Origin of the sequence: Pseudomonas sp. S150 (genome assembly GCF_004526365.1) — a bacterium.
GTDB lineage: Bacteria > Pseudomonadota > Gammaproteobacteria > Pseudomonadales > Pseudomonadaceae > Aquipseudomonas > Aquipseudomonas putida_A.
On sequence record NZ_CP038207.1, the window covers coordinates 1234489 to 1258544 of the forward strand.

At 60.9% G+C, this 24056-nt stretch carries 12 protein-coding genes; 7 read left to right on the top strand and 5 right to left on the bottom strand.

Features of this window, described 5'->3' with window-relative positions; all coding sequences use genetic code 11:
• Window positions 1–46: 46 nt before the first annotated feature.
• From E3Z29_RS05690 to cbiE, 5 genes are all read right to left on the bottom strand, one after another.
• On the bottom strand, window positions 47–445 hold the full coding sequence (locus E3Z29_RS05690) for a DUF2946 domain-containing protein (RefSeq protein WP_134785331.1): 399 nt from the start codon (window positions 443–445) through the stop codon (window positions 47–49).
• A gap of 97 nt (window positions 446–542) precedes the next feature.
• A complete protein-coding gene (locus E3Z29_RS05695) occupies window positions 543–833 on the bottom strand; it encodes an addiction module antidote protein (protein WP_003221244.1) in 291 nt (96 codons plus the stop codon).
• Between the two features lie 255 nt (window positions 834–1088).
• On the bottom strand, window positions 1089–1817 hold the full coding sequence (locus tag E3Z29_RS05700; protein ID WP_134785332.1) for a cobalt-precorrin-6A reductase: 729 nt from the start codon (window positions 1815–1817) through the stop codon (window positions 1089–1091).
• A complete protein-coding gene (locus E3Z29_RS05705; protein ID WP_134785333.1) occupies window positions 1814–2911 on the bottom strand; it encodes a cobalt-precorrin-5B (C(1))-methyltransferase in 1098 nt (365 codons plus the stop codon). Before E3Z29_RS05705 ends, E3Z29_RS05700 begins: the two co-directional genes overlap by 4 nt.
• Window positions 2904–4115 (bottom strand): precorrin-6y C5,15-methyltransferase (decarboxylating) subunit CbiE, encoded by a 1212-nt coding sequence (cbiE, locus tag E3Z29_RS05710; protein ID WP_134785334.1) that lies wholly within the window; start codon window positions 4113–4115, stop codon window positions 2904–2906. The genes E3Z29_RS05705 and cbiE overlap by 8 nt, the downstream gene beginning before the upstream one ends.
• Before the next feature lie 232 nt (window positions 4116–4347).
• Between cbiE and E3Z29_RS05715 the strand changes: the two genes are divergently transcribed.
• From E3Z29_RS05715 to E3Z29_RS05745, 7 genes are all read left to right on the top strand, one after another.
• Entirely contained in the window at window positions 4348–5004 is a 657-nt protein-coding gene (locus tag E3Z29_RS05715; RefSeq protein ID WP_134785335.1) for a hypothetical protein, read from the top strand.
• Window positions 5005–5123: 119 nt separating this feature from the next.
• Window positions 5124–6422 (top strand): precorrin-3B synthase, encoded by a 1299-nt coding sequence (cobG, locus tag E3Z29_RS05720; RefSeq protein ID WP_177416187.1) that lies wholly within the window; start codon window positions 5124–5126, stop codon window positions 6420–6422.
• Window positions 6415–7041 carry a precorrin-8X methylmutase gene (locus E3Z29_RS05725; protein WP_096794809.1) on the top strand — a complete coding sequence of 209 codons (627 nt, stop codon included), beginning with the start codon at window positions 6415–6417 and terminating at the stop codon, window positions 7039–7041. The genes cobG and E3Z29_RS05725 overlap by 8 nt, the downstream gene beginning before the upstream one ends.
• Entirely contained in the window at window positions 7038–7772 is a 735-nt protein-coding gene (locus tag E3Z29_RS05730; RefSeq protein WP_372241200.1) for a precorrin-2 C(20)-methyltransferase, read from the top strand. The genes E3Z29_RS05725 and E3Z29_RS05730 overlap by 4 nt, the downstream gene beginning before the upstream one ends.
• Window positions 7772–9472: a precorrin-3B C(17)-methyltransferase gene (cobJ, locus tag E3Z29_RS05735; RefSeq protein ID WP_134785337.1), complete on the top strand. Its 1701-nt coding sequence runs from the start codon at window positions 7772–7774 to the stop codon at window positions 9470–9472. The genes E3Z29_RS05730 and cobJ overlap by 1 nt, the downstream gene beginning before the upstream one ends.
• A 409-nt stretch (window positions 9473–9881) precedes the next feature.
• Entirely contained in the window at window positions 9882–16937 is a 7056-nt protein-coding gene (locus E3Z29_RS05740; protein WP_134785338.1) for a TcdA/TcdB pore-forming domain-containing protein, read from the top strand.
• A gap of 110 nt (window positions 16938–17047) precedes the next feature.
• The gene (locus E3Z29_RS05745; protein WP_256662086.1) at window positions 17048–24004 is read left to right on the top strand and encodes a TcdA/TcdB pore-forming domain-containing protein; all 6957 of its coding nucleotides are present in this window, start codon (window positions 17048–17050) and stop codon (window positions 24002–24004) included.
• The last annotated feature ends 52 nt before the right edge of the window (window positions 24005–24056 follow it).

Below are 24056 nucleotides of genomic sequence, written 5' to 3' on the forward strand. Positions count from 1 at the left end.
GCAGTTCTCCGGAACGATGTGAAACGCAGGTCAATTGCGAGACAGATCAGAACAGAGGCGAGGCGCGGGGGTTGAGGCTCGGCCATTGCTGGCGCGGTGTCGGTGTTTGCAACGAGGGCGGCGCCACGCTGCGATTGCTTTCGTAGCGGGCGAAATACAGCTGCGGCGTATGGCCCGGCAACGCCACCAGCGGCGCGGAACCCGAGCAACACCAGCAATGCTGCATGTTGGAATGGCTGTCGTTGGACGGGGCTTTCTGCTCCGGGGTGCCGATGTTGATCGCCACCATCTTCGTCCCGCTGCCGGTGCAGAAACTGCTCCACAGCAACTGTTCGGCCGGTGAACTGGCCGCCTGCGCCAGCGCCCCGGTCATCGGCATGGCGAGCATGTTGAACAGCACTGCGAAGCAGGCGATCCAGGTAAATGCGAGCCGGTGTCGGTTCATGAGACAGATCCGTTGGGTGGGCGATCAGGCGCGGCTATTTAGCCTGATCAGGGCCGATAAGTAAAAAGGCGTCGTGCGGTATGGTGTCGCAGATCAATCACACCGCGACGGCGTGCAATCTCAAACCCAAAGCCTTCATGACCTTCATGATAGTTGCGAATTCGGGGTTACCAGTGCTGCTCAGCGCTTTATAGAGACTTTCACGACCCAGGCCAGCATCACGTGCCACCTGTGTCATGCCCTGGGCTCGGGCTATGTCATTCAGTGCTGCACGGATGAGTACGCCATCGCCTTCATCATCATCAAAGCAAGCGTCCAGATAAGCCGCCATGTCCTCGGGGGTTTTAAGGTACTCGGCGGCGTCGAAACGGGTGAATTTTTCGGTCATCGCAATGTTCACCTATGGGCTCAAAAGCGGTGAGCATAAAACCGGGCATTTAGTGCAGACAGTCAGTGTTTCTTTAAAGGGTTGTACGTAGCGTCCGGTTTAGCTGTAGGGCGTTGGAGAGAGGATTACAGTACCGGCGCCTTCGCGAGCAAGCCCGCTCCCACAGGAGCCCTGGCATACACAAACTATGCGGTCGCCGCCGACCACTGTGGGAGCGGGCTTGCCCGCGAAGGCGCACTCGAGGTCTGCGCCTGGTTAAAGTCGGGTGAAGGCGGCAAGGGCCGCGAGGACTTCAGCCGTCGTCAGAAACTCCCGATCAACTCCCGGCAACACCGGCCGCTTCAGCACCATCACCGGCACGCCCAACTCCCGCGCCACTTCCAGTTTCGGCTCGGTCGCGGTGCTGCCGCTGTTCTTGCTGATCAGCACATCGATCTGCCGGCGTTCGAACAGTGCGCGTTCATCCTCCAGCAGAAACGGCCCACGGGCGCCGATGACTTCGCAGCGTTCGTTACCGGGATAAGCGTCGAGGGCGCGCAGGGTCCAATACTGGTTGGCAGGGATTTCGTCGAGGTGTTGCAGCGGTTCGCGGCCGAGGGTGAACAGCGGGCGGCGGAACGGTTTGAGGGCTTCGATCAGTTCGGCCCAGTCGCTGACTTCTCGCCAGTCGTCGCCCGGTTGCGGCTGCCACGCGGGGCGGCGCAAGGCCCAGCAGGGGATGCCGGCGAGTTGTGCGGCGATGGCGGCGTTGTGGCTGATTTGCGCGGCGTAAGGGTGGGTCGCATCGAACAGCAGGTCGATGCCTTCAGCGCGAATGAATTGTGCCAGACCTTCGGCCCCGCCGTAGCCGCCGACGCGCACCTGGCAGGTCAGGTCGGTCGGCACCCGGCCCACGCCGGCCAGACTGTAAATGTGTTCTGGCCCCAGCGTACGGGCGATGGCCAACGCCTCGGTGACGCCGCCAAGCAACAGAATGCGTTTCATGCAAAACCTCCGGCGTGGCCGACAATGCCGCCCTGGCGATCAATCGCAAACACCTCGACCTGCACCTGCGCCGGCACCACGCTGCAAGCGAAATTCAGCGCGTGGCGGCAGACCTCATCGCCGAGGGCAATGCCCGCCGCGCTGGCCATCGCCAAGGCCTGCTGACTGGTGTTCGCTTCACGAATGCTCTGCTGCAACGCCTGATCAGCGCCAATCGCCGCCGCCCATTCAGCCAGTTGCGGCAGGTCGATGCTCGAATGCCTCGAGTGCAGATCCATGTGCCCGGCCGCCAGTTTGCTGATCTTGCCAAAGCCGCCGCACAGGCTGAGTTTATCCACCGGCACTTTGCGCAGATGCTTGAGCACCGCGCCGACAAAGTCGCCCATTTCGATCAGGGCGATTTCCGGCAGGTCGTAGACCCGGCGCATGGTGTCTTCGCTGGCGTTGCCGGTGCACGCGGCGATGTGCAGATAGCCATTGGTTTTGGCGACGTCGATGCCCTGATGGATCGAGGCGATGTACGCCGCGCAGGAAAACGGCCGGACGATGCCGCTGGTGCCGAGGATCGACAAACCACCGAGAATGCCCAGCCGCGGGTTCATGGTTTTCAGCGCCAGCGCCTCGCCGCCCTCGACGTTGACCGTGACCTCGAAACCGCCGGCATAAGCGCTTTCGGTGGCGAGCAGCGTCAGGTGGTCGCTGATCATCTTGCGTGGCACCGGGTTGATCGCCGGTTCACCGACGCCGAGCACCAGCCCCGGCCGGGTCACGGTGCCGACACCTGCGCCCGCGACAAAGCGAATCCCCGGCTCGGCCAGCAGCCGCACGTGCGAATAGAGCAGCGCACCGTGAGTTACGTCCGGGTCGTCGCCGGCGTCCTTGATCGTCCCGGCCTCGGCGCCGCCTTCGGTCAGGCGGCAGAACTCCAGGCGCATCTGCACTTGTTTGCCTTTGGGCAGAACGATCTGCACCGCATCCGCCGACGTACCGCCGAGCAGCAGGCGGGCGGCGGCGAGGCTGGTGGCGGTGGCGCAGCTGCCGGTGGTCAGGCCGCTGCGCAGGGGCGCGGGTTGTTCGGCGGTTTCGTCACGCATCGAGGGGTTTGGCCAGGTCGAGCAAGGTGATCGGCAACGCCTGACGCCAGGTGTCGAATTCGCCCAGTGGTTGCGCCTGGGCCACGTGGATGCGGGTCAGTTCGCCGCCGTGGCGTTCGCGCCAGTGCATCAGAGTGACTTCACTTTGCAGGGTCACGGCGTTGGCAACCAGTCGACCACCGGGTTTGAGTTGTTCCCAGCAGGTTTCAAACACGCCTTCACGGGTCACGCCGCCCCCTATGAAGATCGCGTCGGGTCGCTCCAGCCCGGCAAGTGCCTGCGGCGCACGGCCACGCACCAGGTGCAGACCGGGTACGCCCAACGCGTCGCGATTGTGTTCGATCAAGGCCTGTCGGCCTTCGTCCGCCTCGATGGCAATCGCGCGGCAGCTCGGGTGCGCGCGCATCCATTCGATGCCGATCGAGCCGCAACCGCCGCCGACATCCCACAGCAGTTCGCCGGGGATCGGCGCGAGGCGGGCGAGGGTGATGGCGCGGACATCGCGTTTGGTCAGTTGGCCGTCGTGCTGGAATGCCGAATCGGGCAGTCCGGCAAGACGTGACAGGCGCGGTGCCTGCGCATCGGCCAGGCATTCGATGGCGATCACATTCAGATCGGCAATCGCCGGGTCATTCCAGTCATTGGCCGTACTTTCGAGGCGCCGTTCGGCATCGCCGCCCAAATGCTCAAGCACAGTCAGGCGGCTGCCGCCAAAACCGCGCTCGCGCAGCAGCGCCGCGACTGCCGCCGGACTGTGCCGGTCATTGCTCAACAGCAACAGGCGCACCCCGCTGAACAGCTGCGCATTGAGTGCCGCCAGTGGTCGCGCCACCAGCGAGAGGGTGACCACCTCCTGTAACGGCCAGCCGAGCCGGGCGGCGGCCAGCGAACAGGAAGAGGGCGCGGGCAGGATCAGCATCTCGACACTCGGCACGTGCCGCGCGAGGCTGGCGCCGACGCCGTAGAACATCGGATCACCACTGGCCAACACGCACACCGCTTCGCCGCGCTGCTCCAATACCGGCGCGAGGGAAAACGGACTCGGCCACAAAGTGCGTTCGCCACGAATGCACACCGGCAGCAAGTCCAGTTGCCGCTGGCCGCCGATGATCCGCGAAGCAGCCAACAGGGCGCGCCGGGCGTTTTTGCCCAGGCCCTTGAAGCCGTCTTCACCGATTCCCACAACCGTCAGCCAGGGTGTCATGCCGTTCCTTAATCCTGAGTAGATCTTCACGGGCGGCATGATAACGCGACTGCCGGCACCTGACGCGGGTCTGTCGTCGCGGCGTGTCGAGAACAACGCGGAAACTTAATGTCGAGTAATAGTGATTTTTTCAACTTCCGTTTTTGTTAGTTTGATTCAAGTCAGTTCTTTTTAATAAGTCTGGCGCAATGAAACTATAAAATTAATACGTGCCAAGTTGGCAGGGAGCGATATGGATATCAATTCAGCTACAGGTTTAAGTCAGAGTAATGCAGTTGCCGTTAATAATATGTTGTTCACCGGACTGGAGGGGCGGGCAGAGGCCGATAACAGATTTGTGAGGAACTGCATTTATCTCGCCCAGATCGCGGCGGACAGCCGTTGTGACAGCAGCCTGCAGCCTGCAGAGTGGTTCGATTACTTTGCCGGGGGCCTTTGGTCATGTGGCTGGAACCTGGAAGAGAAGCCGGTGGTGCTAGTCCAGGAGGCGTTTTCCGGAAGTGTGCAGGAGGCGTGGCGGCGGTTGACAGCCCCCTTGCTCGCGCGCGGTCAATTAGAGCAGGTTGAAGCTGGGCTGGCAGCGCTGGAAAGAGATACAGCACTGCTGCAAAAGTTTACTGCTCTGAGTGGCAAAACCTTCACTTCGCATATTGTTCCGGTCAGTAAGAATGCCAGCGGCGAGTTGGTGGTGGTGCTCAGCCATATCCGCTTTTTCAAGTTGGTATTGAGTACCAACTACCTGTTCTGGCAGGTCCATCAACCGATGTCGCAACTGGACATCCGCGCCAGAAGAATGGTGATCAATCGCCGGGACATCGACAAAAACCGGGACGTTGTAGATCAGGCGATTCGCGAGAGCGTGGCCGACCTTGAGGAGGTCGAACTCTGAAAAGCCGCAGTTTCCGACCGGCAGGCATTTTCATGCGCTCGGGCAAAGCAGGCATAATGGCGACCTTTCGCCCACCACAGCGCTGCCAGTCAGCCGGTCATCCCTTGAACGAACGCTCTATGTCCACCGCTCTGCGCCCCTCGGCTTGTCCGGGGTTGCTGCGTATTGTCCAGGCGCTGGACGGCGGCATCTGCCGGATCAAGCTCAATGGCGGCTCGATCACTGCCAATCAGGCCGACGCGGTGGCTGATGCCGCCGAGCGTTTCGCCAGTGGCGCGATCGAGGCGACCAACCGCGCCAATCTGCAGATTCGCGGCATCGGCGAGCAGTCCGCGGCATTGGTCGACAGTTTGCTGGCCGCCGGGTTGGGGCCGCAAACCGCAGCGGGCGACGATGTGCGCAACCTGATGCTCAGCCCGAGTGCCGGGATCGATCGGCAGTTGCTGTTCGATACCCGGCCTTTGGCCGAACAGACTCTGGCGACATTGCAGACGCATCCGCGCTTTCACCAGTTGAGTGCCAAGTTCGCCGTGCAGCTGGACGGCGGTGAGGCGTTGGCGATGCTCGAGCATCCGCATGATCTGTGGCTGTCGGCGTTCGAACGTGACGGTGAAGTGTTGTTGGCGTTCGGTCTGGCCGGCTGCCCGACCGATCGTGCGGCCGGTGCCGTGAGCGTGGAAAACGGCCATGCACTGGTGGTCGCGGTGCTGGAGTTGTTCCTTGAGCTGGCTCGGCCGGAGCAGACGCGCATGCGCCATTTGCTCGATGAACTGCCGCTGCTGGCGTTTCTCGAACAATTGCGCGAACGCGTGGCGATCAAAGCTGCTGTTGCTCGACAGCGCACGCCGATGGCGGATGCGCTGCATATCGGTGTTCACGCGCAAAACGCTGACGACCGGGTATATGTCGGTGCGGTACCGGCGCTCGGCCGTCTCGATCCGGCCATGCTGCGGGGCGTGGCCCGGCTGGCTCGCGAGTTCGGTGATGGCAGCCTGCGCTTCACCCCTTGGCAAAGTCTGCTGCTGCCGAACGTGAAGCCCGCCGACGCGGGGCGAGTCCTGCAACATCTGAGGCAATTGCACTGGCTGACCGACATAAGCGAGCCGTTGTCCCGACTGATTGCCTGCACCGGCTCCAGCGGCTGCGGCAAAGGCCTGGCCGATACCAAACACGACGCGCGGCTGCTGGCGACGTTGTTGCCACAGGCGCAGCACGTGCACCTGTCCGGTTGCCCGCGCTCTTGTGCGGCGGCCCATTGCGCCCCGGCGACATTGCTGGCGGTCAGCCCCGGTCATTACGACCTTTATTTTCGCGATACAGCGCTGCCGGGTTTCGGCACGCTGCACGCACGCAACCTTACTATTGAAGCGGCCGCGATCCTGCTCGACGCCCGCTCACGGAGCCCCCTTGATGCTTGATTACATCCGCGACGGTCAGGAGATCTATCGCAACTCCTTCGCGATCATTCGCAGCGAGGCCAATCTGGCGCGCATCCCGGCCGATCTGGAAAAACTCGCGGTGCGGGTGATCCACGCCTGCGGCATGGTCGAGGCGGTCGATGGTCTGCAGTTTTCCGAAGGTGCCGGCAAGGCCGGGCGCGATGCGCTGGCGGCCGGTGCGCCGATCCTGTGCGACGCGCGGATGGTCTCCGAAGGCGTGACCCGTGCCCGTCTGCCAGCCAACAACGAGGTGATCTGCACTTTGCGTGACGACAGCGTGCCGCAGCTGGCCCGTGAGCTGGGCAACACCCGCTCGGCGGCCGCGCTGGAACTGTGGCGTCCGCATCTGGAAGGCAGCGTGGTGGTGATCGGCAACGCGCCGACCGCGCTGTTCTATCTGCTGGAAATGCTCGACGCCGGGGCACCGAAACCGGCGCTGATCCTCGGCTTCCCGGTGGGTTTCGTCGGCGCTGCCGAATCGAAAGCGGCGCTGGCGGCTGACAGTCGCGGCGTACCGTTCGTGATCATGCAAGGCCGGCTCGGCGGCAGCGCCATGGCCGCCGCCGCAGTCAACGCTCTCGCCACGGAGATCGAATGATGCAGGCCAAGGGACGTCTGATCGGCCTCGGTGTGGGCCCCGGTGATCCGGAACTGATTACCGTCAAAGCCCTGCGCCTGCTGCGCGAGTCGCCAGTGGTGGCGTACTTCGTCGCCAAGGGCAAGAAAGGCAATGCGTTCGGCATTATCGAAGCGCACCTGCAGGACGCGCAGAATCTGTTGCCGCTGGTGTACCCGGTGACCACCGAAGTGCTGCCGGCGCCGCTGTCCTACGAGCAAGTGATCAGCGATTTCTATGATGATGCCGCCGAAGAAGTTGCGGCGCATCTGGACGCCGGGCGCGACGTTGCAGTGATCTGCGAAGGCGATCCGTTCTTCTACGGCTCCTACATGTATCTGCATGACCGGTTGTCCACGCGCTATGAAGCCGAAGTGGTACCGGGCGTGTGCTCGATGCTCGGCGGCGCCTCGGTGCTCGGCGCGCCGCTGGTGTATCGCAACCAGAGCCTGTCGGTGCTCTCCGGCGTGTTGCCGCATGAGGATCTGAAGCGACGTCTGGCCGACGCCGATGCGGCGGTGATCATGAAGCTGGGGCGCAACTTTCCCAAAGTTCGTACGGTACTCGAAGAACTCGGTCTGGCCGAGCGGGCGCTGTACGTCGAACGCGCGACCATGGCCAATCAGAAGATCGTGCCGCTGGATCAGGTCGAGCCGATGTCCTCGCCGTACTTCTCGCTGATCATCGTCCCGGGCGAACGGTGGCAAGGTTGATGACGCAATCCACACCGGCCATTGTCATCCTCGGACAAGGCGCGCTCGCTACCGCACGGCGGATCCAGCAGTTGTATCCGACGGCGAAGATCCATGGCCTCGCCGGACGCGTCGAAGGCGCCGACTGCAGCTATCAGGAATTCGGCGCGACCCTGCGTGAGTTGTATCAGCAAGACACGCCGATCATTGCCTTGTGCGCGGCTGGTATTGTCATTCGCACCCTGGCGCCGTTGTTGCTGGAAAAAGGTGCTGAACCGGCGGTGCTCGCCGTTGCTGAAGACGGCAGCGCCGTGGTGCCGCTGCTCGGTGGCCTCGGCGGAGTGAATGTCATGGCCCGGGAAATCGCTGCCGCATTGCAGGTCGCCGCGGCGATCACCACCAGTGGCGAATTGCGTTTTGGCACCTGCCTGCTCAATCCACCCAGCGGTTATGCGCTGGCTGATCTGGAACTGGGCAAGCGTTTCGTTTCCGATCTGCTGGCGGGGCACAGCGTGCGCATTGAAGGGGCGGCGCCGTGGCTGGATCAGGCGCAGTTGCCGCAAGACCCGCAGGCGCAGCGCTCGATTCATGTCGGCAGTGCCGAGCGTGTCGCGAGCGCCAACGAGTTGCTGATCTATCCCCGCAGTGTGGCGGTGGCGGTGAGTGCGCAGTTGGACGATCTGCCGCATGCCGTGCGCGCCGCGTTGCAGCAGGCCGGGGTTGCGCAGCAGTCGCTGGCCTGTCTGCTGGCGGCTGACACTGAAATGGCGTCGGCCAGACTGCGTGAAGCCGCCCTCGAACTGGGGGTGCCGCTGCGCTTTGTCGCGGCGCAGAAAGACCTCGGCGAGTTGGCTCGTCAGGCACTGCCGCAGGCCGCGATCAGCAATACCAACGGTCTGGCGATTGCGCGCGCCGAACAGCCGCTGGACGTCGCGCAGATCGGTCGTCAACGTGGGCGCCTGGCGGTGATCGGCCTTGGCCCCGGCGCTGCCGAGTTGATGGTGCCTGCGGTCAAGGCGGAACTGGCGCGGGCCACCGATGTGCTCGGCTACGAAACCTATGTGCGCATGGCCGGCCCGTTTCGCGATGATCAGGTGCAGCACTGCACCGACAATCGCGAAGAAATGCAGCGCGCCCGCCACGCCTTCCGGCTGGCGGCCGAGGGGCGTTCGGTCATCGTGGTCTCATCCGGCGACCCCGGCGTGTTCGCCATGGCCGCGGCGGTGCTCGAAGCGTTGCACGAGTCGACCGACCCGAAATGGCACAGCGTCGAGCTGGAAATCCTGCCGGGGGTGTCCGCCTCGCTTGCCACGGCTGCGCAAGCGGGTGCGCCGCTGGGGCATGATTTCTGCGTGATGTCGCTGTCGGACAACCTCAAGCCGTGGTCGATCATTGAAAAACGTCTGGATCTGGCGGCCGAGGCCGATCTGGCGCTGGCCTTCTACAACCCGATTTCCCGGGCACGCCCGTGGCAATTGGGGCGTGCGCTGGAGATCGTCGCGCAACATCGCAGCGCGGCAACACCGGTGGTGCTGGGGCGCGACATCGGTCGCCCGGGGCAAACCCTGCGCGTGACGACACTGGGGCAACTGACCCCGGATCAGGTGGACATGCGCACCATGGTGCTGGTTGGCTCTTCAACGACTTGCACCTTCCCCAAGGCTGAAGGTGGCGAGTGGGTCTACACGCCGCGCTGGTACGGCGAAAAGCCCCAGTCCTGAGCCGTTGGCGAGGGAGCTTGCTGCCTCGCCAACCGCGATCTCCCGCACAGATTGTTTCCGGATCTGACCGCGTCATATTGTTCAACGCGACCTGTACGATCTGCTCCGCTTCTGTGTGAGAGCTTTCTCTTTGCTTACATTCTGTTCGACTTATCTTGAATACTGATAGGCAGACCTGAAATTGCAGCCTTGATAATTTCGCGTTCTGCTCGGGTGCGTTTGATTTATATATTGATTGTAGAAATAACTTGTTGCCGTTACATGCGTTATCAGTTGTTTTTTAGTTGTTGATTTTGACATGTATTGAAAGTTTTGAAGTTTGAGCTCCGATTCGCCAGAAGTTAGTTTGGCCGCTATGCAAGTGCCAGCGGGCACTTTCGTTATTGGTCAGGGCAAAGGAGCAACTTTCATGCAGGACCGAAGAACTCAAGACGCCAGCGGGTTTGTCAAATTCATCAAACTGTTCAAGCAGGCGGATCTGGAACAGGCCATGTCGGCGTACAGGGGCAGTGAATCCTATCAGTCAGTGTGGCGTTATTATTTTGCCTGTATCGGCTTGCTCGATTCTCCACGACTGATCGAGCCTTTGGCACTGCTCAAGCAGTCGATCGGCCAGTTGATCGGTTCGCCACATAAATACTCGCAATCCGATAGCCAGCCTACACAGTTGTCGCGCATCTATAACAGCATCCAGGCTTTCGAGACTCGTGTGCAAAACAGCCTGGCGTACGCGAAGAGCACCCCGACTGCGGTGCCGAAGAATCTGCACTTTGTCTGGCTCGGTGGGGGACTGGGCGCGATACAGCGTGACTATCTCAACCTCTGGAAACAGGTGCTGAACGGGCAAGGTTACAGCCTCCATCTCTGGTACGACAGCGACGCATTGTTGGCCTGGCAAACCAACAGGCTGATCGTCGAGGCGGCCAAGGCTGACGCCCTGCAACAAGATGGCAGCGACAGTGTTTCCAAAGACCAGTTGGGCACGCTGTACGAAGAACGGGCCATCGTCCTTAAACAACAGATGTCCATGCATATCGATGCCGCACTGGCGCGGGGACTTTCAGCTGATGAAGCACGCGTCGATCTGTTGGCCCGCGCCTATGGGCAGGACGCCGCGCAACTGGAGGCGCTGATCGAGCAAAACCGCCGCAGTCTGCTGGACCTCGCAGGAGACGACCTGCAGTTGCGCGACTTGAACGCCCTTGATACTCCGCTGCAATTACAGGATATCTACGAGCGTGAAATCCGGTTGCGCGGCAATCTGGCCGCTGCTTCCGATGTGGTGCGCGCCGAGGTCCTTTACGAAGAGGGCGGCGGATATGCCGATGTCGATAATCTGCCGCCACTGGTCAAGACTCTGGGAGGTGTTGACATCAGCGGGTTTGATCCCCGGTCACGCGTTGGCGTTCTGCAACTGCTGCTCGATCACAATCGGCACTGGATGCCTGCACGCGAGGCGCTGCGCCACCAGTACACTGATTATCTGGCAAGCATTCCCGAGCAACACCGCGCCGCGCTTGAGACGTTTGCCCGACAAAAACCGGCGCTGAATGAAGTGTTCCAGGCGCCGGCCGAGCTGCTCGTCCGCCCACAGGACTTGCGGGCAGTTGCTGTGCAGAGCTCGCTGAGCAATTCCTTCCTGATGGCCCATGCCCGATCGCCGATGCTCAAAAGCGTGATCGACCGGTTTCGCTTCAATTATGACTTCATCGACCTGACGGCTCGACTGGCGGCCAAGCGCGGTGTTGCGCTGAGCGATTTTTACGGCATGTCGACGCTTGCGCGCGAGGTATTCGAGCAAAACTGCGGCTCTATTGCCGCTCTGTCCTCGATCGAGCATGCAACGGTGAACGAACTGATTCTGGCGGTCGCCGGATATTTCGAAGACGGTATCCGCCCGCAGAGCGAATGGACAATTTTTCTGACTGGCCCGGCCGCGATGCGCGCTGGCATGCGCGATTACGAACAGCACAATTTCGTCCCGCGCGAAGATGAAACAGTGCGCGTCGAGACTGCCATCGAGCCGCTCTGGATGATCAACGACAAGACCGAGGAGGAGCAGGATCACTCGTGGAAAGACAACGCCAGCGATGATGAACAATGGGTTGTCGACGAACAGCAGCGTTGGCGGCAAGGACAGTTCAGTGTCCGCTACAGCGGTGATGTTGCTGCCCTGCTCAAACAACAGACTGTGGTGTTCGAAGAGGGTTGGCCGCTCATCGAGGGACGCCCGGTGTTATTGACGGAGGTCTTGCAAGGGATGATCGACCGACTCGGTGCACCGTTTGTGGCGGCGATGAGGCAAGGTCATAACGGTCCGCTGGTTTTTCCCGAAGGGCCGGGTCTGGGGTTCGACGATCGTCAGGCCATCAAGGCCCAACCCGTCACTCTGCAAGCTCCGGCGTCGCTCAGTGATGCGCGGATTCAGGGGCTGGCGCTGGATGAGTTGCTAAGCGGCATTGCCGAGGGTTCGCTGCAGTTCTTCCAGATCAGTCCCTTGCAAAGGGTAGTGTTGGGACAGATGCTCGGCGTACGCTCACTGGATAACTCAAGCTTCACGCTACTTGCCCCCGAGCTCGACAACCTCGCCAACAGTGTTGCCGAGGTAGGAGCATCGGTGCGTTATGCGGCCATTGAACGCCATCTGTATCAGCATCGGGCGCCGCAATTCATGGCCGGTCTCGCCAGCCATGTCGACCAGCCGATGGTCTCGTCGGACAGCGCGCTAACGTTGAAACGAGCTGCGCTGTCGCAGGCGCACACGCTGTTTCAATGGGGCCGTCATGTTGCCCATATCCAGACCATCGCCACCCGCGAACATCGTGAGCAGGTGATCCTGCGGCTGGGTCAGGTACTGGGGCAAATCGAGGCCAGTGACGTCAAACTGGTGCCGCAGGATCTGTTGCTCCAGGGGCCAGGGGATCCCGGTGGCCGCTGTTACCCGCTGGCGCTGATCATGAGCGCTGCTCTGGAGCACGGCGTGGCGGCGTCGCGACGCTTGCGCGAGCGATTCTTCCTGGCCACCGTCGAGCCGCAGCAGCGCGATTCAATTGTATTTCTGGAGGCGCTCGAGGAGTTGCGCGGCGTGCAGTTGCACGATATCGGCAAGCCGCTGGGGCGGGTCGATCTGCAGCAGCTCGGCACCACGCTGGAGGCGTTCGCCAGCTCGCGCACGCTGATGCTCAACTCGGATAACCACGCCATGCTGGTGGCGAAAACCTTCAATGGTGGGCGCGCCACCTATCACTTCTATGATCCCAATTTCGGCGTTTTCGAGTTCAGCCAGCCTGAGCAGTTTCAGCTGGCACTGACCGACCTTTTCCAGAAACAGGGCATGGCGAAATACTATGCGGCCTATGGCGACGACGCGCGCCCGACCTTTGATCTGATCGAGCTGCAGGGGCAAAAGATAGCGGCGCTGGATCTGTCCGGCGGTTTGCGCGTCGGGCAATTGCTGGAATCCGACAATGTGCTGCCGGAGCATACACAGCGACCGATCCGTCGGCGCCTGAACAGTGCTCGCGGCCATTCGCTGGTCAGTAATCCGCACCTGGGGCGCAGCCTGCGCGATCTGGACAGTCATTGGTGGGGACAGCAGATTGCCCAGGCGACTGACGCTCTACAGCACTTGCATGTTGCGGCAAAACCGCTGGTGCCGTTGTTCGAAACCCTGGAGATGACGCCCGCCGGCGAGTACCGGATCAACCTGGTCGATCCCACGCAGGCCGAGCATGTGGTGCAGGTGGTGAGCACCGATCATCGTCTGCTGCGCATCAGAAATTATCTGTCGGAGCAGTTTTCGGCACTGGGCACCCGAGCCTCGCCACAGATGGCAGAGGCGGGTGCCGTACACACGCTCAATACCGGCTTCACCATCCAGGCACTGATGAACGTCCTGCGTGGTCGAGAGGGGGATGACCGCACCTTGACCACCGCCGTGCGCTTGCACGCTTACGTCAATTATGCGCAGTTGGTGCACGGCAATGTCACGGATGTCGCTGGCCTGATCAGTCTGGTAAAAACCGCGCTCAATGAAGAGAAGATCATCGCCCGCACCTGTGCTCCGGTGGTTGGCGAGGCGCTGGGACATGTCGCCAACGAAGGCGTGGGCGCGGTGCTGGGGCTGGCCAATGTCGGTTTCGACATCTATCAATTGGCGACGGCAGACAACGAGATCGAGCGCGCGCAATTCGGTACCCAACTGGCCTTCGACTCCGCCAGTCTGGCGTTGACCGCCGGTGGTCTGGGGGCTGCCACGGCGGGCGCGGCAACAGCGGCCGCCGTGCTCGGTGGAGCCGGGGTGATCCTGGGCGGACTGGCCGTGGGTGTGGCGGCCCTGGCCCAGGGGTTTGCCAGGATCGCTGAGCAGGCGCAGGAGGTCGGGCTGTTCTTCGATGAGCTGGAACGGGCCTGTCGGGGTGTCGGTTATCGGTATGACGACGGACTCGGGGCGTGGGTCGCTCACCCTTCGCTGGTCGTCCAGAGCCTGGACTTCAATCGCACGATGCTGGTGCTCGACAGTCCGAAGGTGTATCGGCTGCGCGACCATTTCGGGGTGCCGGATTTCAATCCGGATGATCAACAAGCGCTCGATCTGCGGCGTGAACTGGGTCTTCCCGGCTACATCCACTTCGATCCGCCGAGCACGCAACTGGTCGTCCTGCCGTGCACGCCGACCACGTTCTACGGTTACGAATACAAGGCGCTGCCTTTCTCGACGCTGCGTCACGACACCGGCTTCGATACCGCCCGCAAGCTGGAGAAGAAGGATGCGGCTGGCCAGTGGCGGTTTCTGTTTTCGTTCTACTCCTTTCCCGTGCACTACATCATCAACCGTCTCGCACCGTCGTATCGGCCAACCGTGATCGAGGTGCGGCTGGATGCCCACGAGCGTGCGCTGGCGGTGCCAATGATGCCGCAGGTCTGGCACGACAAGGTGTCGTACCGCATCGAAGGTGCGGGCGGCGCCTGTTCACTGATCCTCAATCGCGGGGTCAATCTCCAGTTGCAGTCCCCCAGCCTGCAGCAGTGCCGCTGGAATCTGGTAGCCACCTGGGCCACTGAGAGGGATGTGCGGATCGACGTTGGCGGGGTTCTTTCGGTGGGTGGCGTGAAGGTGACGTTCGGCGGCAGAGGTCGGCATGAGGTCATGCTCCAGCTGACCGGGCGGCAATCGTTCAAGGTCAACCGCAGCGACGGACGACTGGACATTATCGAGCAGAGCGCGCCAGCCGGGGAGAATGAGCAGTCGCTGCTCACGCATTACCAGACACTGGCCCGGGAGCATCGGCTGGTGCTGCCTTACACGCCAGTTCATCACTTTCCGATCCCTTTCGAGCCCGAGAGCCAGCCGCGTCACACCACGGCCTGGTACGACGCTGCCGAGGATCGTTTTCTGTACATCCGCAGTGAAGAGGTACTGGCGGCCGATGAAATGCTGCTGGCGGCGGTGGTCGACGATTCTGCGTTTTTCTATGAGCTGCACAACTACGATATCTGGCAGATCGATGCCGTCAGCGGTTTGCTCAAGTGCCGCTACCGCCTGCTGGTGATGGAGGGGCAGTGCAGCATTCGGCGTATTGAAGTCGATGCGCAGGGCGTGATTCATATCGAACAGCAATGGCTGGGTACCGATCGGCAAGTCACGCAATTCAACTACCTGATCCATGAGGGCCAACTGCAACTGGTGGCAGTTACCCGGGAGATTGACCGTGAGCTGGGCCAGAGAGTGTTCGCCAACCCGACCTTGACGGATTGGTCGGTAGTGCTTGGTCACTATTTCACGTTATCGCCGGTGCCCGAACGCGCAGGCGTCAGTACCGTCGACTGGCAACCGGCCGCCTACGTGTCGGTCTGCTGGGCGTTCGATCCGGGCAAACGTGACCTGGTCTGGATTCGCAGCCGTGACCTGTTGTGCATTCATCCGTTTGCCTTCGGGCATGACCGCGGCTGGGTCGATTCGATCAAACAGCTTGGTGATCTGCTGCTTCTGCCGGTCAACGAGGAGCACGAGCTGTTTTTCATCTACGACCGGCTGGCGCAAAAGCTGTGCAAGGTGCAACGCAGCGCGTCCGCTGGCAGCGAGCGCTGGCCGACACAATGGACGCATCAATGGCTGCAGCCCGACGGGTTGAATGACGTGGTATCGGTGCAGGACGGGTATCTGGCCCTGACCGACGACGGTCTGTTCTTCAACCTGACCGCAGAGGGTGAAGTGCATCTGGGTGGCTTGAGTGAGCGCTGGCTCAGGGGGCGCGCACAGTGGTGGCAGGCACTCGAAACGCTGGCGGTGAAGTACCCGGTCAACAGTTTCGCCATTCTGGGTCTGCGCAACGCCGCCGGTGATCGCAGCCTGTGTGCCTGGTATGTGGATAACCGCTTGCTGCTGTGCGATCCGGGGCACGAACGGGAAATGCGCCTGCTCGGGGTCACACCGGACAACCAGGCGGTCTGGCTGTTCGATGTCGCCAGCGGTGAAATCTGCAGTCAGCGGTTCTTCGACAGCCGGCAACTCGAGCCGGCATTCGGCAGCGGCGCCCAGTTACTGGCGAGCGACATGCTGCCGGCACCGCAGGCCGAGTGGGACGACTGGCGGTTCAGCGCCGTGCGCAATGACGGCTCCGGTCTGTACGGGACATCGGTCAACGGCGTGTCACTCAAGCTGCGATATCAGGAAGCTGAAAGGATCATCGGCGTCGATCATCACTGGGCCAGCGAGCACGCGGAACATTTGCCGGAGTCTCTGCAGGTATTGCTGGAGACCGCCGAGCATGGACCCTACATCGCCGTGGAGTCTGGCGCGGGCAACCTGCAATGGTACGACGTGGCGAATGCACAACTGATTCGGGTCGCTGGCCAGAACCTGCCACACGATTGCGAATTGCTCGGCACCCGCCATCGGCATGTGCTGTTGCACGAACTTCAGGCACACCGCGTACACGTCTACCCCGGTCAGCAGAGCATCGGCCCTTTCGAATACATGCGGCGCGAGGCCGAGGTGTTGGTGGTCGAGGGCCAGAACAAGGTTGAAGACCTGTTGCCACTGATCGCTGATGACGTGAGCTGTCTGGTGTTGCGCCTGGGGCAGGGCGGTGTCACGTATCACCTGTCGAGGGCCTGCTGGTTGCGGCTGGACTCGGTGATTGTTGATTGCCGTCACCCGCTGGGCGAGGTCCCGGCGATTCCCGGCAAGCTGGTCTGGGCGCTGGACGCACCGCAAACACTGCAACTGTCGTTTGTCGACGAGCACTTGCTGATTGTCGACCCGGATCGCCAGCACAGCCTGATCCTGCGGGATGTGTGCTCGGCGGATCCGGCGATGCGCGGTGACGTCTTCCTCGGGTTCGAGGGCGGGCGTTCCTATCCGGTATCGAGCCTGGTGCAGAGGCTGCGGGAAATCGTCGAAGTCGATGATGCCGACGGCAGTACAACGCTGGCGCAGTTGCTGGGAGCGGTGCCGGCCTGACGAAAGTCTTCGTTGGGTTTTTTGAAGTTTGTTTTCTCTCTGTGTCGCGACGGTTCATGTCGTCGCGATGGGTTCGTTTGGCCAAAAAAAAGGAAATTGCATTGAGCACTATGGATGAAGTCACGATGGGCAGAGTGTTCGCCGATCTTATTGCGCGCACAGAACTTGAGTCCGTCAGCGGTAGCCTGGGGGAGGCTCCTTTGCGCTACTACGACGGAGCTACGGCGGCTACCAGTCTTGCAGAACAATTGATAGCGATCAGATTGCTAAAGGACGCGATTGAATCAACACAGCTGGACGCCGCGGATGCTCAGGTCAATAAACTGCGCCTGAAACTGGGCGATTACGACCGCCGCTTGAGTGCGACTGTGAAGATGCTCTCCGCTGGCAAACCGATACCGCGCATCATGCATTTTGTCTGGGTCGGTGGCAGTGAGGTCGGGCCGAATCAGCGCGATTACATGAACATCTGGCGCAAGGTACTGGCGTCGCAGGGATATGCATTCAATCTCTGGTATGACAGTGATGCGCTGCTGGCCTTTGAAATGAATCGGGTGATTCTCGACAGTGCCCGTGCGGACACGATGAAGGTATTAAAGGACGAAAAGGTAACCCCGACGGGACTGTCGAGAATGATCGAAGACCGCGCACGGGTACTCAAACAGCAGATGTTCGACTACCTGAATCATCCACGCTGGGCCGGACGCGCAGACGAGGCGCGGATCGACCTGATGGTGCGGGGTTATGGCAAGGAACGTGCGACGCTCGAAGCCTTCCGCCAGAAATGTCTGGATTCGCATCAGGCCATGGTGGGTGAGGACTTGCGCCTGCGCGATGTTCGCCAGGAGTTTGCCAGTCATTTTCTGGCTGACGTCTACCAGCGCGAAGTCGCCATGCGCGGCAACTTTGCTGCTGCCAGTGACGTGGTGCGACTGCAGGCCGAGTTTCTCGAGGGCGGGCGTTACAGCGACATGGATTATTTGCCGCCGCTGATCGAGAGACCGGGGGGCGTGGACATCAGTGGTTTCAGCACAGACGCGAAGATCGGTGTCCTGCAGTTATTGCTCAACCATGACGATACCTTGATGCCGGGGCGCGATCGGCAACGTTATGTCGACAGAACCGGGCATATTCCCGCCGAGCATCTCGAGGCACTGAGCGCATTTGCCCGGAGCAGGCCGGGTGTGGAGCAGATTTTCGCTTCGCCGCAGCCGACGTCTTTATCCCAGGATGCCATCGGGCGCGGCGCGGCCTGGGGCAATCCGTCGTCGAAGGAAATGAATGCCTATGTTCTGGCTCATCCTGGCAGCAAGATGGTCAATGCGAGCATGCACTTCATCCGGGTGGCTTATGACTGCCTGTATGAGGTTGAGCGCCGCATGATACTCGCAGGCGTGACGCCAGCAGATGTGTCGTCAGTCGATGATATTGCAATCAAGGTCGTCTCTGAAGCGCAGGCTGATGGGCGCTTGCCCAATACATCGCGTGAATATTCATCAGAGAAGCTCATACGCGCCATAGCTCAGTATTATCAGGACGGGATTCGTTTCGACGCCTTGGGCACCATCTACATGACCGGTCCGGGCGCACTTGAAGGCGGTGTAATCGGCTATGTCGAAAGAGAACTGCAGAGTGAACAGCTGAACAACATTCGCCATCATATGAAGCAGGTCGACGGCTTCAACGTCTTTACCGAAGAAGAAATGATCTCCGGCTGGGCAGTCAAGGATACCCCCGAAGACTGGCTGGCAAAAGAACATGAGAAGTGGAACTCGGGCAAGCTCAAGTCGCGCTACGCCGGCAATCTGTCCGATTTGCTCAAAGAGCGGACCCTCACGTTCAAACTGGGCTGGCCGGTCATAGAAGGAAAGTCCGTGTTGCTGACCTCGGTTCTGCAGCAACTGCTGGATGATCTGGGTGAGCCGTTTGTGCGCGCCATGAATGACCGCTTGACCGGTGATGTGACGTTCAACGTTCCCATCCGCCTCGATTTTGATGCTCGACAGCAGGTGCTGAACCAGACAGTCGACAAAGCTCCAACGTCCATGGGGGCCGAGTCACTGGGTAATCTCAACGAGGCCTTGGCGCGCATCGCGGCGGGCAAGTTGCCGCTGGAGCAGTTGAGTCCACTGCATCGGGTGATGTTCGGCGGCCTGTTCGGTGCCGCAACACTGGATCAGGTCGGGTTCGCAGACGCATGGGCAACCACGGTCGCCTTTGCCGAAGATACGCGCGACCGTGGCCTGGTCGCGCGCTACGAGGTGATCGAACAGACACTGCTCAGTCGCGATCCTGCACCGGTCGAGGCACGAGTCAATGCATCTGAGCGCGAATCGCTCGGGCAGAACTCCAGGGTGCTGAAGGCGCAGGCATTTGCCGAACCGATCAGCGTGCGGCAATGGCGCGAGTACGTGAGTCGGGTCGAAGTCGCCGCCATGAATGAGCGCCGGGCGTCGATCCTCTCTCGGGGCAAGGCGGTACGTGAGACCTTCGTCCAGGCAGGCGCCTACGCGGGCAGGCAATTGCCACAGGATTTGCTGCTGCGCGGTGCGGGGGATCCGGGCCGACGCTGCTATCCACTGGCGCTGGTGATGGCCGCCGCACTGGAGAAAGGCGCTTCGGCCGAGCGCGCGCTGATCGGCAAACTGGCGATTGCCAATCTCACTCCCGACGCACCGCAAGCCCATGCCCTGCTCAAGGTGCTGGACGAGTTGCGTGGCGTACCCATGGTGCGATTCGGCGAGAAGAGGCCGGCGGCGAACCTGGCCACTGTGATGCAGACGCTGGAAGCAAAAACCGCTGCCGGCAGCCTGTTGCTCAACACAGACAATCATTCGATGCTGGTGAGCAAGGTTGTGGTGCAAGGCGAGACATCCTATCGCTTCTACGATCCCAACTTCGGGCTGTATGCGTTCGCCCGGATCGAGGATCTGCATCAAGGCGTCCAGCGCTTCATGCAGGAGGAAGTGATTGCCAGGCTTTATGGTCTGGAACGGGGGGCTGCCAGCGTTTTCGAGGTCATCGAACTCGACGGCGCAAGCATTGCCGGTAAATCGTTGCCTTCGGAAATTAGCGTTGAGCATTTGCTCAGCAGTGATCCGCTGGGTGGCGGGCGTGCCGTCGAACCCTGGAGTCAGCATGCCGCCTTGCGCGCGCGTTCCCTGTCAGAGAACGCGCGTCTGGGACAGGCGCTGAGCAGTGTGGACAGCCACAAGTGGGCGCGGACGATCGAAAGCGCGACCCTGCGGTTACAGGACCAGCATCAACTGTCTCGTGACTTCGTTCCGGTGTTCGACTCCCTGAAGAGCACTGCGCAAGGGCGCAGCGAAATCACCATGGTCAGTGCCAGTGATCCGCAGCGCACACACACAGTGCAGACCGATGACACGCGCCTGCAAGGGATCAAGTCTTACCTGAGCGATACGTTTGAAGCGTTGTCCGGCAGACGCGCGGGGGCGCCAGTGATCGATCCGACGGATGTCGGAGCGGTGCACACGCTCAATGCCGGATTTGCCATTCAAGCCCTGCTGCTCGGCTTGCAGAGCGCGGAGTCCGGGATGGGGTCGACCGCGTTGACGTCGGCAGTACGTATCCACGGTTACCTGGCCTACGCGCAGATGGCTCACGGGCTGGTGGTCGACGCAGTACAACTGCTGAATCTGGTGCGTCATGCCTTTACCGACGGACTGCGGGTGGCCAAAACCACCTCGTCGATTGTCAGTAATGCACTGGGCAACGTCTTGAACGAGGGTGTCGGAACCGTTTTGCAGCTGGCCAGCATCGGCTTTGACATTTATCTGTTGGTCAATGCACAAAACGATATCCAGCGTGCGGTCTATGCCACGCAGCTGGCCTTCGATTCAGCTGGGCTGGTGCTGGGTGTTGGCGCTTTGGGCGCCGGTGTTGCCGGTGCGGGCACGGCGGCGGCCTTCCTCGGCGGCGCCGGGGTGATTCTGGGCGGGCTGGCGGTGGGCATCGGCGCCCTGGTCGAGGGGTTCAGCGCCAGGGCAGAACGTGGAAGACGGATCGGCCGGTATCTGAATGATGTGCATTCGGCCTATCGACCGCAAAGCCATTCGGTGCAAGGCGATACCTACATTGCCAATCCTTGTGCGGTCTATACCGGGCTTGATTTGCGCAAAGGGCTCATTACCTTCGGCCACCACAAAATTTTCGCAGCGGACGATTACTCCGATCTGCATCCGCCGAAGATCGTTGGGGATCGCAGCAAGGCTTTCAGCCTTCGAGAGACTCTCGACCTTCGCGGTACGATTTCCCTCGATATGACTCCCGGTATTGAAAGCGTCGTGCTGCCGAGTTTGCCAGAGTGCTTCCTGGGCTACGAATACGGTGGTCTACCCTTTTCGACAACACTCAGGGAAAACCTGGAAACGGCTTTGGCGCTGGAGCACGACAGGGAAGGCAAGCGGCAATTCTGGTTCACTTTTTACCGGTTGCCGACCGAATACATCATCGAAAAAATGGTGCCCAACTACGAGGAAACCCGCGTCAGTGTTGCGATTGGCCCTGATCAGCGTTTTCTGCACGTCCCCCCATTGCCGCAGGAGGTGCACGGTTACCTTTGCTATGACATCGATGCCACTGGCGGGCACTGCTCGATCACCCTGACCGAGGGCGTCAAGTCGTTGCGGCTGCAGGTTTCCTCCGATGATCCAATGACGTGGTCATTGCGTGCTCCATGGGTGAGTGCGGCGGCGGTGAAGCTGGAACAGGATACTTTTCAGTTGGGCTCGATGCGGGTGCAGGTGCCCGCCAGGAGTGTCGTTTACCTGCAACTTGCGGAGGGCTTCTATCAGGTTGGCTGGGCAACGGGAGCGCTGCTCTTTGCTGAACTCGACGCGCTCAACGATGCCGACGGCCCGGCCACACGCAAGCATTTGCGCGAACTCGCCCGCGCCCATCGTCTGGCCGATGGCCCGACGGTCATCCGCAACTATCACGATGCCCTGACTGGTGTTCGTACCACGGCCTGGTACGACCACACCGAAGATGCCATGCACTTGGTGCGCGGACTGGACCCACAGTATGCGGCGCAGATCTGCATCGGCCCGAAGATCGGCGAGGAGATGTTTTATTACTGCCCGGCGCAGGGAATCATCTGGCGTACGGATCTGGTCACCGGGCAGATCAAACGCACTTACCGGGTGATGAAAATACATTTATCAAAAAACCCCTGCATTGTTTCGATTCAGGCGACGCCAGAGGGTTTGCTGCAGGTGGTCCAGCGCTTTGAAGACATGTGGAAAAGCTTCTACAAGCTGACTTACCTGCTCGGCGAAGACTACCTCGCCCTTACTGCGATCTCCGATATGAATTCAGACCATCCGTGGATCATTCGCGAAGGACGCGACAATGTTTCGGATTTCCTCCGACGGCACGACTACCCATACCATGAGGTACTTGATGACCAGAGAGTGGAATTCACACTGGGCGCAATGATTACGATCGACACCTTCGACGAGAATTTGCGTAAAGCCACCCGAGCCTGGGTGCGCAGTGAAGATGAGCGCGTCATTCGGCCTGTGCTGCGCAATACGGAAGGTACACCTGACTTTCTCGATTGGGTGCTGCTTGATCCGCTTCAATCAAGCGGCGATACAGTGTTGTTTCATCATCTTGGCCATCGCCTTGTTTATCGACAGCACATCGGCGCAGCGGATCAGATGCCCGAGATGTTTGCACAAAGTGTCTTGCACCTTGAGGTGCAGCATGTGCACCGCCAGGGCGGACAATACGTCATCCTCACTGACGAAGGCATGCTGTTCCAGATGAATGACGACGGCCAGACGCGGCTGGTGGGACTCAATCACGCATGGCTGTCGGCCCGCCAGCAGCGCACTGGGCAAGGGTTCAAGTGGTGGGAAGCGGTCGGGACCAGCATTCAGAACGAGTCCGCCGATGGCGTGGAAGTCGGGGGTATCCGCGACGCAACGGGCAAGACATCGCTGTATGTCATCTATCTGGATCAGCAATTTCTGATTGCCGACACGGCGGGCAAAGCCATGCGCGTGTTGAGGCTGACGCCAGATAAAAAAGCGGCGTGGATGATGGACTGGGCATCCGGACGAATCTATCGTCAGCCCTTCATGGCGCCTGAAAGCCTGGCGGCGGCATTCGGTTCGGGGACGCGTCTGCTGCAGGCGCACTTGCTGGCCCCGATGCAGCGAGTCATGCCGCGGGACACTTTTGCCTGGGCCGTGCCCCATGGAGCCGGCCTGCACGTCCGCCGGCATGACCACGTGCTGTTCGACCTGGCCGATGGCGAGCCACCGCGTATCGTCGGTGTGGAAGTCGAATTCTTCAATGGCCTGGCGTCTCGTCAGGCGCGGGAGCAAAAGCTGGCGCGACTGCTTGCCGGTCAGCGTAGCGGTCCTTACCTCTTTGCGGGCAGGAGCGATAATCTTTGCAGCTGGTATGACGTCGCAGCCGGCCGTCTGCTCAGTGTCTCGGTGTCAGGACGTGAATGGCCACAATATCTGGGCGTGGCGAACGATCAGACCCTGGTGCTGCATGACCCTGTAACGGGCCGACTGTTCAGCAATGCCAGTGAAGACATTAAACCCATCGATACATGGATGACTGTGGAAGCGGTCAGCCGGATTGCAGATACGCTGGTTATCGACGGTATTGGCTCATCGGGCAGGATTGTAGCGATTCCGGATGGCGTCGATACACTGGTACTCAAGTTTGCGAAATCTGCAGATTACCTTTCACTGGCCCGACAGACTTGGGATCGGCTTGATTGCCTGATTGTCGACGCCGAGGAAGCAGGCATTCATCTGGCATTGACACTGGAGCCGATGCAGCGATGGCTGGTCTCGAGGTCCGACGGCCATTTGCTGCTGACGGATCCCGATTCGGGAAGCAGCATCATTCTGCGCAATGCCACGAGCCTTGATGCGGCACGGCAACAGCAGGTGACATTCGGGATTGCGTTACCTGACGAAATCTCGGTGACCGTTAGCCTGGAGGAGCTGATGAGTGCGATGGCCACGGAACCCCTGCTGGAACTCGGCGCGCTGATCGGGCTGTCCATCGACCAGTAAGCCATTGCGAGCTGGCAGATCAGACCGGGCTGCGGAGATTTTCCTCCGCAGC